The sequence below is a fragment of the Parabacteroides sp. AF27-14 genome, assembly GCF_003635425.1.
GTDB classification, from domain to species: domain Bacteria; phylum Bacteroidota; class Bacteroidia; order Bacteroidales; family Tannerellaceae; genus Parabacteroides; species Parabacteroides distasonis.
In genome coordinates this window covers 101,501-115,347 of the sequence record NZ_QTLZ01000002.1, presented here as the reverse complement: position 1 = coordinate 115,347, position 13,847 = coordinate 101,501, and the positions used below count along the sequence as shown (strand labels likewise).

The window sequence follows — 13,847 nt, the reverse complement described above, 5'->3', positions numbered from 1 at the left end:
TACGAACATGATCGAGATTCCCGAATCCGCCACCATTGGCAAACAGGCTAGCGAAACGCTAAAGGGTAAACGGATAGCACATGTTATCGAGTCGAACAGTCCTCACCGCTTCACGTTCTATAATGGCGATCCGGCGGAATACTCCAATAGGCTGGTAGGACGAACGGTCCTAGGCGCCCAAGGCTATGGCGCATTCGTGGACATCCTTATGGACGCCGATACCCACCTCTTAATCGGAGACGGAACCAATATGCGTTATTATACCTCCGCGGAAAAGGCCCCGAAGAAATATCAGCTTATGATCGTATTCGAGGACGACTCGTTCCTAGCTTTCACGGTTTCGATGTATGGTTCCATCTACGCTTTCAAAGGCGAGTTTGACAATCCCTATTACCAAGGTAGCATCCATAAGCTATGTCCGTTGGACGAGAGATTCGATAAAGCCTATTTTATCAGTCTCATCGGGAATCTCAAGAAAGATATATCCGCGAAGGCGTTACTTGCCACCGAGCAACGTATTCCGGGCCTAGGCAACGGAGTTTGCCAAGATATCTTGTTCAATGCCCGGATCTCCCCGAAACGAAAAATATCGACTTTATCAGAAGAGGATATAGACCGCCTCTTCAACACCGTGAAATCCACGCTGGAAGAGATGACTCGCCGAGGAGGCCGGGATACGGAGAAGGATCTATACGGCGCCTTAGGCAATTACCGCACGATCCTATCGAAGAACACCTACCATGCCCCTTGCCCCATCTGCGGCGAACGGATACAGAAAGAGGCTTACCTCGGAGGCAGCATTTATTATTGCCCGCATTGCCAGCGAGAAAGATAAGTAATACGCTCAAATTGACAATATGACAATATGTAATCTGAAGCCCCGGAGAATCGTTTTTTCCGGGCAAAGATACATGCTGTTACCAAATACGAGAAAAAATATCAGCAATCAATTGTATTATAACACTTTGCTTAAATATACCCTTTCATTCTAGCGAGATTAATTCATCCTATCTCATATTTATGCAGGAGAAAGGTGCTTTTCATACGGATGCATCGCCCATTTCTATAGGTTGCGTACCCAATTCCTACCGTATGTATCGTCAAACACATACGGTAGCGTTGCCTAACACTGGCTTTCGCGTTACCTAATCCCATTACTTTCGTCTCCCAACAGGGGCATTCACGCAAAAAAACAGGGTAAAATGGATAATTTGACCATAAAGCACTCCCTATTTCTTCTATTAGCAAAAAGGCCCTGTCATCATAATCCCAGATTTTCAAACAAAACGTCAAGGTTATCGCATTTTCGCTTACAACATCATTCTCCACTAATATCGCATAAGCCTAAAATATTGCCTAACCGGAAGTCCCCTTTTTTCTATATTCTTGTGGCGTTACTCCTTTCAATTTTTTAAAAATCCGATTAAAGTGTGGAACATCATTGAATCCTACTGCAAAACAGATTTCCGACACCTGCTTTTGCGAGTGTTTCAGAAGTTCGCAAGCAGTATTTAAGCGGTACTCTGTAACAAATTGTGAGAATGTCATTCCCTTGCATCGCTTGAAATAGGAACAAAACGCAGAACGGTTCATACCAACCTCGGCAGAAATATCATCTAATGAAATAGGATGGACATAATGCCCCATCACATACGTACAAATTTGCTGTATACGCCTCACATCCCGCTCTACATTCATAGGCTTGCCTGCAAAAGTATGGTCGGATGAAGTGAATATAACCGGTAGCAAGCGGAACATTTCACACAATCGCCCCAATTCATCCATATCGTTCATACGCAATAATATTTTGCGTATGATACGAGAGCTTTCCAAACCAAGCTTTAATGCGTTAACAGGAAAAGTAAGCTTTGCTAAACGATTGCGTAATTCGGGAAATACCTCCATGCATCTCACGACGAAAGAGTGACTGAAAGCAACCATCAAGTAATGAACGCACCCGTCACTGTCTGCCGATAAAGGGGTATATTCCCAATAATGATGCATGGATGGCGGTATCAATGCCACATCACCTGCTGAAAAAGATTGTAACGTATCGCCTGCCATTCGGGTTCCATATCCATGTAACACATAATATAACTCCCATGCATCGTGCTGATGCAATTTGGCTTCTACATGGGTCTCTATTCGTTGATCTATAAAAAAGAATGAATGGTTCTCTACTTCGGGCAATTCGTAAGGAGTGATCATCTCTTCCATAAGGTAGTCGTATATAAAATGGTTCGATACAAATATACGACAATTACATAAAACAATACAACAAATATGCGACAATAAAGCAATATAACTTTGCCGCTGAAAACAACAAGTATAACTATTAAATGTATTGTTATGGATTTCTATCAAGTATTAGAGAAAAGAAGAACCATCCGGGACTTTTCCAATAAGGAGGTAACGGACGAAGTGCTGGAAAAAGTATTATCGGCAGCTTTTAAAGCTCCGACCAACGACCATCTGCGACAGTTCGAGTTCATTGTCGTGAGAGGGCAGGAAAACATTGCCCGACTTATATCACCTGTAGCGGAAAACACCAAAACCATTCAACAAACCCAACTTAAAGCCGCCGAGAACGTAATGGACAAAGACGGATATGCTATGTTTGTCGATGCGCTTCCCAAGCAACAACGTATGCTAATCCAAAGCAACTGCCTTATCCTGCCGTTTTTCAGGCAAAAGGACTATCCCTTATGCAAGCCCGCAGACCAAAGTTCCTTGAACTATTTCGCTTCGGCTTGGGCAGCCGTAGAAAACATATTGTTAGCCGCAACAGCGGAAGGGCTGGCATGCGCTTTCCGTATTCCCATTGGCAATGAACCGGAGTACGTGAAACACCTCGTTAATGCTCCCGCTGAATATGAGTTCACTTGTTTTCTCGCCATCGGTTATGCGGCCGAGGATGCACATATATGTAAGCAGAAAGATATCCGAGTGAAAGAGAGAATTCACAAAAATATATGGTAAGCCCAAATACGAAAGGCCATATCTTGATAAGTGATGAAAAAAGAAAAAGCCCTGTAATCTTTAAATTACAGAGCTTTACTTTATTTTACTTTCTTTGAAAGCGGTCCGGACGGGACTCGAACCCGCGACCCCATGCGTGACAGGCATGTATTCTAACCAGCTGAACTACCGAACCATTTTATAATCAATAAAATTTTGAAAAAGAGGCGGTCCGGACGGGACTCGAACCCGCGACCCCATGCGTGACAGGCATGTATTCTAACCAGCTGAACTACCGAACCTCTTTTCTTTTATCGCTATCTCTCTCGATTGCGGTGCAAAGGTAAGTATTATTTTTAAACCTGCAATAGCTGACGCAAAAAAATATCATATTTGATAGCAAAAATATCTGGAGAGACCTCAGAAGCTACATAATTATGCCGCCCCTATCCCCTTCCCGATCACACCAGTTTATCACAAATACATTTCATTTTGGAACTTTTCAATCGCCATTCATAATTATGTAATGATAATTTGTTACTTTTGCGACTCAATATAAATGCTTAACAACAATGGACGTTGCCATTATTAAATATAATGCCGGAAACATCTACTCAGTAGATTACGCTTTGAAGCGGTTGGGCGTTACCCCGATCATCACGGCTGATCCGGAATTATTAAATAAAGCGGATAAGGTTATCTTTCCCGGAGTAGGTGAAGCTTTCACGACCATGGAGTATTTAAGGGAGCATAAATTGGATCAGGTGATCTTGAACCTAAAGCAACCGGTACTCGGGATATGCCTCGGCATGCAATTGATGTGCATGCGTTCAGAGGAGGGAAACGCGGATTGCTTGGGGATCTTCCCTACGGAAGTAAAACGTTTCATTCCGCAAAAGCATGAGGACAAGGTTCCTCACATGGGTTGGAATACCTTGACAAACGTTAAAAGCGGCCTATTCAATGAGCGATTGGAGAACAAATTTGTTTACTTCGTACATAGTTATTATGTACCTGTAAATGAATATACGGCGGCTACGACCGATTACATCCTTCCGTTCAGCGCCGCTTTACATAAGGACAACTTCTACGCAACACAGTTCCATCCGGAAAAAAGTGGATCGGTAGGAGAGGTTATATTGAAAAACTTTTTAAAGATATGATTGAGCTTATTCCCGCTATAGATATAATAGATGGCAAATGCGTCCGGTTGACGCAAGGAGATTACGCGACCAAGAAGATTTACAACGAAGATCCTCTGGAGGTGGCCAAGATGTTCGAGGGTAACGGCATCCGGCGTTTGCATGTGGTAGATTTGGATGGAGCCCGTGAGGGACGCATCATCAACTACCGTATCCTTGAGCGGATAGCGACCCGGACTTCCTTGATCATTGATTTCGGAGGGGGCTTGAAACAAGAGGATGATCTGGAGATCGCCTTCGAAAGCGGCGCCCAGATGGTAACCGGGGGTAGTATCGCCGTGAAGAACCCGGAAATGTTCACCTCTTGGATCAGTAAGTTCGGTAGCGAGAAAATCATATTAGGGGCCGATGCCAAGGAAAAGAAGATCGCCATCAGCGGTTGGGAGGAAACGACCAGCCAAGAGTTGATTCCTTTTATCAAAGGATATTACGACAAGGGGATTACCAAGGTGATCTGCACGGATATCGCACGGGATGGCATGCTTCAAGGCCCGGCTATCGATTTATATAAAGAGATACGGGACGAGATCCCCTTCCTTTATATCATAGCGAGTGGTGGCGTAAGCTCGATCGAGGATATTGAGAAATTATCTGAGGCTGGGATTCCCGCTGTCATTTTCGGTAAGGCCATTTATGAGGGGAAGATCCAGTTGAAAGATTTACTTCGTTTTACTTGAAATAATAAAATAGATATATGCTAGCCAAGAGAATTGTTCCCTGTCTGGATATAAAGGATGGAAAGACCGTAAAAGGCATCAACTTCGTGAACTTTCGCGACGCTGGAGACCCCGTGGAGTTGGGTGCCCAGTACAGCCGTGAAGGGGCTGACGAATTAGTGTACTTGGATATTACCGCCTCACACGAGGGGCGAAAGACTTTCACCGAGTTGGTAAAACAAGTGGCGGCCCATATCAGCATCCCTTTTACCGTGGGTGGAGGTATCAACGAATTGAAGGACGTGGATCGTTTGCTTAGCGCTGGCGCCGATAAGGTCTCGATCAACTCGGCGGCTTTACGTAACCCGGCATTAATCGAGGAGATCGCCAAGAACTTTGGTAGTCAGGTATGCGTAGTCGCTATCGACGCTAATTTTGAGAACAATGACTGGCTATGCTATCTAAACGGAGGGCGTGTCCCGACGGATAAGTATTTGTTTCAATGGGCCTCGGAAGCGGAAAGCCGTGGCGCCGGCGAGATCCTTTTCACCAGTATGACGCACGATGGCGTAAAAGACGGATACGCGAACGACGCTCTGGCTACCTTGGCCGATACGTTGCATATCCCGGTTATCGCCTCCGGTGGAGCGGGAAAGATGGAACATTTCCGGGATACGTTTTCCAATGGGAAAGCGGACGCGGCTTTAGCGGCCAGCGTTTTCCATTTCGGCGAGATACGGATAGGCGACTTGAAGCAATACCTCAAGGACGAGGGGATCAATGTAAGGATATAACACATTATATATAAAGATGAAATTAGATTTCGAGAAAATGGGCGGATTAATACCCGCTATCGTACAAGACAACAACACTAGTAAGGTATTAATGTTGGGCTTCATGAATCAAGAAGCTTATGATGAGACAGTAAGTACGGGTAAGGTTACATTCTTTAGCCGCACGAAAAACCGTTTGTGGATGAAGGGAGAGAGTAGCGGAAATACGTTGCAGGTGGTTAGCATCACGGCGGATTGCGACAACGATACATTATTGATCAAGGCGATTCCAGCCGGACCGGTTTGTCATACGGGAGCGGATACTTGTTTCGGCGAGAAGAACGTAGAGGATATCATGTTCTTGAAATACTTGCAGAACTTCATCGAGCGTCGCCGTCAAGAAATGCCGGAAGGTTCCTATACGACTACCTTATTCCAGAAAGGCGTGAATCGCATGGCCCAGAAAGTCGGCGAAGAAGCGGTAGAGACCGTTATCGAGGCGACCAACGGAACCGAAGACGGCTTCATCTATGAGGCATCCGACTTGGTTTACCACTTAATCGTATTATTGACAAGCAAGGGACTTCGTCTGGAAGACCTCGCCCGTGAATTAAAGAAAAGACATAAAGGTTGATAAATTCTATGGAAGAAGATATTCTACTCAAATTAGAGAACGTGGAGATATGCCGTGAGGAAAACAGGGTATTACACGACGCATGCCTCACGCTTCGTAACGGAGAGTTCGTATATGTGATCGGGAAGGTAGGCTCCGGTAAAAGCAGCCTGCTCAAGTCCTTGTATTGCGAGATACCGATCTTGCGAGGCGAGGCACGTATCATGGATTACAACCTCACCAAGATGAAGCGGAAGGATATCCCTTATTTGCGTAGGAAACTAGGTATCGTCTTCCAAGATTTCCAATTGTTGACCGACCGTTCCGTCTCCAAGAATCTGGAATTCGTGCTGAAAGCCACCGGATGGAAAAAGAAAAGCGAGATCAAGGAACGGATAGACAACGTGCTCCGTCAGGTAGGCATGCAAGACAAAGGCTATAAAATGCCGCATGAGCTATCCGGCGGGGAACAACAACGTATCGTTATTGCCCGTGCCCTTCTGAACAACCCCAAGTTGATACTGGCGGACGAGCCGACCGGCAACTTGGACCCGGAGACGAGCGGACAAATCGTACAACTCTTACACGACATCTGCCAGCAGGGAACGGCGGTGATTATGACCACTCATAACTATACGATCGTGCATAATTATCCTGCCCGCATAGTAAAATGCGAGAATGCCTGTCTAAGTGATGTCAGAGAATAATTTTTTTGTAACTTTGCGGTCGCATTCGATTGAAAAAGAAAACAATTTAATATAGAACAAAAGAAGATGAAAGTTTTAAAGTTTGGCGGTACTTCTGTGGGATCTGCACAGAGAATGAAAGATGTAGCGAAACTGATCACGGGAGACCGTAAGATCGTTGTATTGTCAGCCATGTCGGGTACAACCAACTCGTTAGTCGAGATTTCCGACTACCTGTACAAAAAGAACCCAGACGGAGCGAATGAGATCATCAACAAGCTTGCCATGAAATATATGGGCCATGTTGAGGAACTATACAGCACCGAGGAATATAAACAGAAGGCCAAAGAACTGATAAAATCTCATTTCGAATATATCCGTACGTTCACGAAGGATCTGTTTACCTTGTTCGAGGAAAAGGTTGTCTTGGCACAAGGAGAGTTGATCTCTACGGGTATGATGAATCTTTATTTGAACGAATGCGGCGTGAAATCCGTATTGATCCCGGCTTTGGATTATATGCGTACGGATAAGAACGCGGAACCGGACCCTGTCTATATCAAAGAGAAATTGGTGAAATTACTTGCTGATAATAAGGATGCTGATCTATACATCACACAAGGTTATATCTGCCGCAACGCTTACGGCGAGATCGATAACCTACAACGGGGTGGTAGCGACTATAGCGCATCCTTAATCGGCGCGGCTATCGGTGCGGAAGAGATCCAGATCTGGACAGACATCGACGGTATGCACAATAACGACCCTCGTATCGTACAGGGAACGTCTCCAGTCCGTCAATTGCATTTCGAGGAGGCTGCCGAATTAGCTTATTTCGGAGCCAAGATCCTTCACCCGACTTGTATATTGCCGGCTAAATTGAACAACATCCCGGTTCGTTTGTTAAATACGATGCAGCCGGACGCTCCGGGTACATTGATCTCTAACGCGATCGAGAAAGGTAAGATCAAGGCGGTTGCCGCCAAAGACAATATTACCTCTATCAAGATCAAGAGCGGACGTATGTTGCTAGCAACAGGTTTCTTGCGTAAGGTATTCGAGACTTTCGAGAACTACCAGACTCCGATCGATATGGTTACGACTTCCGAAGTGGGTGTCTCCGTTACGATCGATAACCGCAAGCATCTGGAAGAGATCGTTGACGATTTGAAGAAGTACGGAACCGTGACCGTAGACGAGGATATGGTTATCGTTTGCGTGGTTGGCGACCTAGAATGGGATAACATCGGCTTCGAGGCTCGTATCGTACAGGCCATGAAGGATGTCCCGGTTCGCATGATCTCCTACGGAGGAAGCAACTACAACGTCTCCTTGCTGATTAAGGCCTCGGACAAGCAGAGAGCGCTGCAAGCTCTAAGCGATCATTTATTTAACAACAAATAAAAACAAACGAGGGCGGCCTTTTACAGACTGCCCTTATTTATCTTTATATAATTTCGTATAATATGCTCAAAGGAACATTTCCTGTAGAAAAGTTCAAGCAGCTTTCTACGCCTTTTTATTATTATGATGTCAAGCTATTGCAAGACACATTAGACGTAGTAAAAACCGAATCCGGGAAATATGGTTACCACGTGCATTATGCCGTGAAAGCGAATGCCAATCCCCGTATCCTTTCCATCATAGCGGCAAACGGCCTTGGCGCAGACTGCGTAAGTGGCGGCGAGGTACAGGCAGCTTTAGATGCCGGTTTTCCTGCCGATAAGATTGTCTTTGCCGGTGTTGGCAAAGCGGATTGGGAGATCAACCTAGGACTGGACAATGATATTTTCTGCTTTAACGTGGAATCTGCCGTTGAGCTGGAAATCATCAATGAGCTGGCGGCCACCAAGAATAAAGTAGCCTCTATCGCCCTTCGTATCAACCCGGAAGTGGATGCCCATACACATGCCAAGATCACGACGGGTATGAAGGAAAATAAATTCGGTATCAACCTTAGCCAATTAGGAGGCGTACTGGATAAATTAAAGGAGATGAAGAATGTGAAGTTGATCGGTATCCATAGCCATATCGGTTCACAGATCACGGATATGTCTAGCTTCCGCAATTTGGTAATTCGTTTCAACGAGATACAGGAAGAACTGGAAGCTCACGGGGTTACGGTGGAGAACCTGAACTTCGGAGGTGGATTAGGTATCGATTACTATCACCCGAATCATTTATCGATCCCGGCTTTCGATAACTATTTCGCGGCCATTCATAAACTGCTTCAAGTACGTCCGGGTCAACAGGTACATTTTGAGCCGGGACGTTCGATCGTCGCTCAATGCGGAACATTAATCTCTAAGGTATTATATGTCAAGGAAGGAGAGACGAAGAAATTCGCTATCCTTGATGCAGGTTTCACGGAATTGATCCGCCCGGCGATGTACGACGCTTATCACCGTATCGAGAACATCAGCAGCGATGAGGCAGTAGAGACTTACGATGTAGTGGGCCCGATCTGTGAGTCATCGGATGTATTCGGTAAGGATGTAGAGTTGAATAAGGCTCATCGTGGCGACTTGATCGCCCTTCGTTCCGCCGGCGCTTATGGCGAGGTCATGGCCTCCCAATACAACTGCCGTCATTTACCTAAAGCCTATTATTCCGATACGATAAAATAATGAGCCAATTGATCAATGTGCCAATGTAAATACCTTGAGTAGCTTATTGGCACATTGGCGTATTAATCATATTGGCTCATTAATGATATTGGCACATTGGCATATTAATCACATTGGCACATTATTATGTTTCTACTCAATAATACAGAGCTTTTCCTATTGGGAATCTCCTTAATAGGGTTCGTTATCTTATCTCTTTATTATCTGATCGCTTATGCCCGCCCTTTACGTGCGTCAAAACGAACGGATGATACCTTAGAGGAAGGTAATAAACTCCCCGCATCCATCATCATATACGCTAAAAATGATTCTGAGAACCTCAAGAAACACCTTCCTGCGTTACTTACACAAGATTACCCGGAATATCAGGTAGTCGTTATCAACGATGGCTCGAGCGACGATACCGACGATACGCTAAAGTTCTTTCAAAATGAGTATAAACATTTGTATCATACTTACGTCCCCTCGGACGCTCGTTACCTAAGCCGCCGTAAACTGGCGTTTACCCTAGGCGTGAAAGCGGCCAAATACGATATTCTTCTATTCACGGAGGCGAATTGCCAACCGCTCAACGATCAATGGTTATCCGCCATGGTTGGTGGATACACACCCGAGACCAGTATTGTCTTGGGCTACTGCAAATACAGCAACTACAAGGGATTCTTTCATAAGTTGATCGCCTATGATAACTTATTGACGGGTTTACGTTATCTATCTTCCGCCCTCTCCCATCACCCATATACCGGAAACGGACGAAATTTATCTTATCGGAAAGAGTTATTCTTCAAGCATAAAGGTTACTACCAATCCTTGAACTTGCATGCGGGAGACGATGACTTATTCGTCAACGAAGCCTCGACCAAGGAGAATACGAAAGTAATCTATGCCCCGGACAGCCTAACGGAAATGGATCAAATCGAACGTTTTGGAATCTGGAAAGAGATGAAGGTTTCCCGTGCCGCCACTCAACGGTATTACAAAGGAAGCGCCTTGACATTCTATCATCTCGAATCCACTTGTTTCTACCTTTTCCAAGCATCGGTTATCGCTACGGTAGTGATCGGATTACAGGGCAATTGGCTAATCTCCTTGATCGCCGTATTATTATATTTGATACGTTTTATAATCAAGGCAAGCGTTTTCGGCAAATCGGCCCGAATGCTCCAACAAAACCCCACTACCGGTTGGTTATTCCTGTTGGAGTTTATTCAACCTATGTTTAATGGCTACATACGTATTTACCGACTTTTCAGAAGTAGGAAGGATTATACGTTCCGGTTGGAGAATTAATAATGATGAGCACTCTCATAGGATATCTCTTCTTCCGCCACTTTGGGAAGTTCTTCCTCCTCTAATAGCGGGTAGGCTGGGGTAAACTTCGCATGATAGGTAGATTCCAAATACGTCTTTTCCAATAAACGGACGACATTTTCTAAAGTAGCTTGCCGTTCTTTGGGTTTAAGCTGGCATTCCCAGATCACCATCGTATTCCAGCCCATCGCTCGTAATTCCTCACGTACACGGGCATCCCGAGTTTTATTCCGGTTTAGTTTCTCGGTCCACCACTCTACCCGGGTACGGGGAGGACGAAATTCCGGGCAACCCTCGTGCCCATGCCAGAAACAGCCGTTCACGAAGATAGCGGTCTTATATTTACGCAATACGATATCAGGGGTACCGGGAAGGCGCTTTACATTCACACGAAAGCGAAAGCCACAATGGAACAGGTATTTACGGACTATAATCTCGGGCTTTGTATTCTTGCCCTTAATCATAGACATGATATAGCTACGCTTTTCTTTAGAGATAAGATCTGTCATATCAATCCGGCAAAACTAGAATGTATGCCAAAGATACGGCTTTTATTCAAAACGGATACTCTTGGCCGGATCAATCTTCGTAATCAAATAGGAAGGTCCTAACATCATCAACATGGAGGCGGCCAATGTCCCTATATTCAAAAGGAACAGTGAAAATAGGCTCAGATCGATAGGCACGGCATCCAAATAATAAATAGAAGGATCTAATTGGATAATGTGGAAATGAGATTGAAGCAAACAAAGAGAGATACCGATGATATTCCCCCACAACATTCCTTTGCCGATCAAGAAGAAAGAGACATACAAGAAGATCTTGCGAATACTGTTATTATTTTGTCCCAAGGCTTTTAGGATTCCGATCATATTGGTACGCTCTAAGATTATGATCAATAATCCGGAGATCATGGTAAACCCTGCGACGGAAAGCATCAGCGCCAAGATAACCACCACATTGATGTCCAGCACATCCAGCCAATTAAAGATCATCGGGTTCAACTCCTTGATCGAGCGGGCGTAGAACGTATTGCCATTTCGGTCTTGCCGTTCCGTCAGATCGAAATAAACATCCTCGGCCACTTGGTCCAAACGATCATAGTCATCCACTTGCAACTCCAGTCCGCTTACTTGATCTTTATCCCAACCGTTCAAGCGGCGTATCTGCTTAATATCAGCGATTACGAACATCTTGTCATAATCAAGGAAACCCGTCTCATAAATCCCCGTGATCGTGAACTTACGGGCACGCACGTCATCTTGCACAAAATAAGTCAGGAAAGAATCCCCTACCTTTAGTCCTAGCAGATCTGATAAATACTTGGAAATAATAACATCTGTAGAGTTCTTATCCGGTTGGATCGTAAAGATCTCGCCTTCTTTTAAATTATCCTTGAAGAAAGTCCAGTCATAATCCGTGTCCACCCCTTTCAAGACAATTCCTTGAAAATCTTGGTCAGTCTTCAAGATGCCTAGCTTCGTCGCGAATTTCTCGACATGGCGAATACCGGGGAATGCATCGAGCGCATTCAATAAAGTATCGCTAACCGCTATCGGCTGCGACTCATAGGAAGAATTACTATCGAAATTCGTGATCTGGATATGCGAGCCGAAACCGATCACCTTGTTCCGGACCTCTTTCTTAAAGCCTATCACGATCGCCACCGAAAGGATCATCACCGCCAATCCCAAAGCGATCCCGATCATGGCAATACGAACAGCGGGAGGAGTAACCTCACGATCCCCCTCCTTACTGAAATGTATCTTTTTGGCGATAAATAGCTCTAAATTCATTTATAACATTCTTCCCGGATAAGCTTCCAGCGCCTTTGATAACACCGTCAAAGCTTTCGCCAAATCTTCCTTTTTCAAGACATAGGCCATACGAACCTCATTCTTACCAAGTCCCGGTGTCGTGTAGAAACCCGACGCCGGTGCCATCATGACCGTCTGACCCTCGTATTCGAACTCTTCCAGACACCAAGCGCAGAACTTATCGGCATCATCCACCGGAAGTTTAGCCACCGTATAGAAAGCGCCCATCGGTATGGGAGAATAAACGCCGGGAATACGGTTTAAGCCATCGATCAAGCATTTACGCCGTTCCACATACTCGTCATAAGTTTCACGGGCATACTCCTCGGAAGCATCCAAAGAAGCCTCGGCCGCGATCTGTCCGATCAAAGGCGGGCTTAAACGAGCTTGGCAGAACTTCATGACGGCACTACGCACTTCGGCATTTTTCGTAATCAACGCACCGATACGGATACCGCATTCCGAATAGCGTTTTGAGACAGAATCGATCAATACCACGTTCTGCTCGATACCTTCCAGATGACAAGCCGAGATATACGGGGAACCGGTATAGATAAACTCCCGGTATACCTCATCCGAGAAAAGATAAAGATCATATTTCTTTACGATATCCCGGATTTGATTCATCTCACGACGCGTATACAAATAACCCGTAGGATTGTTCGGGTTACAGATCAGGATCGCTTTGGTACGCTCATTGATCAACTCCTCGAATTTCTCTACTTTCGGAAGAGAAAATCCTTCCTCTATCGTAGTCGTCACTGTCCGGATCACGGCTCCTGCCGAGATAGCGAATGCCATATAATTAGCATAAGCAGGTTCCGGTACGATAATCTCATCACCCGGATTCAAGCAACTCAAGAAGGCAAACAAAACAGCCTCCGAACCACCGGTAGTGATGATAATATCGTCAGCCGTAAGATTAATATCATACTTTTTATAATATCCAACCAACTTCTCGCGATAACTGCGATATCCCTGACTAGGGCTATATTCCAACACCGTACGATCGACATTACGGATCGCGTCGAGTGCCGCTCGCGGAGTGGGAAGGTCGGGCTGACCGATATTCAGGTGATACACATGAACTCCTCTCTGTTTGGCAGCATCGGCCAATGGAGCCAGCTTCCGGATCGGGGAAGCGGGCATTTCGACTCCTCTTTGTGAGATGTTGGGCATTATTATTCTATATTTATTCGTTTTT

14 protein-coding genes and 2 tRNA genes are annotated in these 13,847 nt (G+C 45.2%); 10 read left to right on the top strand and 6 right to left on the bottom strand.

The genetic code is table 11. The features are described 5' to 3' along the window. The first annotated feature begins 7 nt into the window (after positions 1–7). Complete coding sequence (locus DWY79_RS02700) at positions 8–835, top strand: DNA-formamidopyrimidine glycosylase family protein (protein WP_122368803.1); 828 nt, start codon at positions 8–10, stop codon at positions 833–835. 521 nt (positions 836–1,356) lie between these two features. On the opposite strand, the gene DWY79_RS02690 is transcribed toward DWY79_RS02700, so the two are convergent. Further along, positions 1,357–2,217, bottom strand: coding sequence for an AraC family transcriptional regulator (locus tag DWY79_RS02690; protein ID WP_122368801.1), 861 nt, complete (start codon positions 2,215–2,217; stop codon positions 1,357–1,359). 132 nt (positions 2,218–2,349) lie between these two features. On the opposite strand from DWY79_RS02690, the gene DWY79_RS02685 reads away from it, so the two are divergent. Further along, entirely contained in the window at positions 2,350–2,979 is a 630-nt protein-coding gene (locus DWY79_RS02685; protein WP_008780098.1) for a nitroreductase family protein, read from the top strand. 101 nt (positions 2,980–3,080) lie between these two features. Here the strand turns inward: DWY79_RS02685 and DWY79_RS02680 are convergent. Together DWY79_RS02680 and DWY79_RS02675 are read right to left on the bottom strand one after the other, a co-directional pair. Next, positions 3,081–3,154 (bottom strand) — tRNA-Asp (locus tag DWY79_RS02680). A 32-nt stretch (positions 3,155–3,186) separates the two neighbouring features. Beyond that, positions 3,187–3,260 (bottom strand) — tRNA-Asp (locus DWY79_RS02675). 270 nt (positions 3,261–3,530) lie between these two features. On the opposite strand from DWY79_RS02675, the gene hisH reads away from it, so the two are divergent. From hisH to DWY79_RS02635, 8 genes are all read left to right on the top strand, one after another. Next, on the top strand, positions 3,531–4,121 hold the full coding sequence (gene hisH, locus DWY79_RS02670; protein WP_008780097.1) for an imidazole glycerol phosphate synthase subunit HisH: 591 nt from the start codon (positions 3,531–3,533) through the stop codon (positions 4,119–4,121). Then, positions 4,118–4,837, top strand: coding sequence for a 1-(5-phosphoribosyl)-5-[(5-phosphoribosylamino)methylideneamino]imidazole-4-carboxamide isomerase (gene hisA / locus DWY79_RS02665; RefSeq protein ID WP_005864476.1), 720 nt, complete (start codon positions 4,118–4,120; stop codon positions 4,835–4,837). The genes hisH and hisA overlap by 4 nt, the downstream gene beginning before the upstream one ends. Positions 4,838–4,854: 17 nt before the next feature. Then, positions 4,855–5,610 carry an imidazole glycerol phosphate synthase subunit HisF gene (gene hisF, locus DWY79_RS02660; RefSeq protein WP_005854556.1) on the top strand — a complete coding sequence of 252 codons (756 nt, stop codon included), beginning with the start codon at positions 4,855–4,857 and terminating at the stop codon, positions 5,608–5,610. Between the two features lie 16 nt (positions 5,611–5,626). After that, positions 5,627–6,223, top strand: a complete 597-nt coding sequence (gene hisIE, locus DWY79_RS02655; RefSeq protein WP_005854554.1) for a bifunctional phosphoribosyl-AMP cyclohydrolase/phosphoribosyl-ATP diphosphatase HisIE — start codon at positions 5,627–5,629, stop codon at positions 6,221–6,223. 8 nt (positions 6,224–6,231) lie between these two features. After that, positions 6,232–6,909 carry a cell division ATP-binding protein FtsE gene (locus DWY79_RS02650; protein ID WP_005854551.1) on the top strand — a complete coding sequence of 226 codons (678 nt, stop codon included), beginning with the start codon at positions 6,232–6,234 and terminating at the stop codon, positions 6,907–6,909. A gap of 66 nt (positions 6,910–6,975) precedes the next feature. Beyond that, positions 6,976–8,292, top strand: coding sequence for an aspartate kinase (locus DWY79_RS02645; protein WP_005854548.1), 1,317 nt, complete (start codon positions 6,976–6,978; stop codon positions 8,290–8,292). Between the two features lie 62 nt (positions 8,293–8,354). Beyond that, on the top strand, positions 8,355–9,515 hold the full coding sequence (gene lysA / locus DWY79_RS02640) for a diaminopimelate decarboxylase (protein ID WP_005864472.1): 1,161 nt from the start codon (positions 8,355–8,357) through the stop codon (positions 9,513–9,515). A gap of 126 nt (positions 9,516–9,641) precedes the next feature. Next, entirely contained in the window at positions 9,642–10,805 is a 1,164-nt protein-coding gene (locus tag DWY79_RS02635; RefSeq protein WP_122368800.1) for a glycosyltransferase, read from the top strand. Here the strand turns inward: DWY79_RS02635 and DWY79_RS02630 are convergent. Genes DWY79_RS02630 through DWY79_RS02620 form a run of 3 tightly spaced genes read right to left on the bottom strand, consistent with a single transcriptional unit; the run spans position 10,802 to position 13,822 of the window. Further along, on the bottom strand, positions 10,802–11,335 hold the full coding sequence (locus tag DWY79_RS02630; RefSeq protein ID WP_122368799.1) for a very short patch repair endonuclease: 534 nt from the start codon (positions 11,333–11,335) through the stop codon (positions 10,802–10,804). The two genes, DWY79_RS02635 and DWY79_RS02630, sit on opposite strands and share 4 nt — an antisense overlap. Before the next feature lie 42 nt (positions 11,336–11,377). Then, positions 11,378–12,622, bottom strand: coding sequence for an ABC transporter permease (locus DWY79_RS02625; RefSeq protein WP_036613167.1), 1,245 nt, complete (start codon positions 12,620–12,622; stop codon positions 11,378–11,380). Further along, complete coding sequence (locus DWY79_RS02620; RefSeq protein ID WP_005854538.1) at positions 12,623–13,822, bottom strand: pyridoxal phosphate-dependent aminotransferase; 1,200 nt, start codon at positions 13,820–13,822, stop codon at positions 12,623–12,625. Between the last annotated feature and the right edge of the window lie 25 nt (positions 13,823–13,847).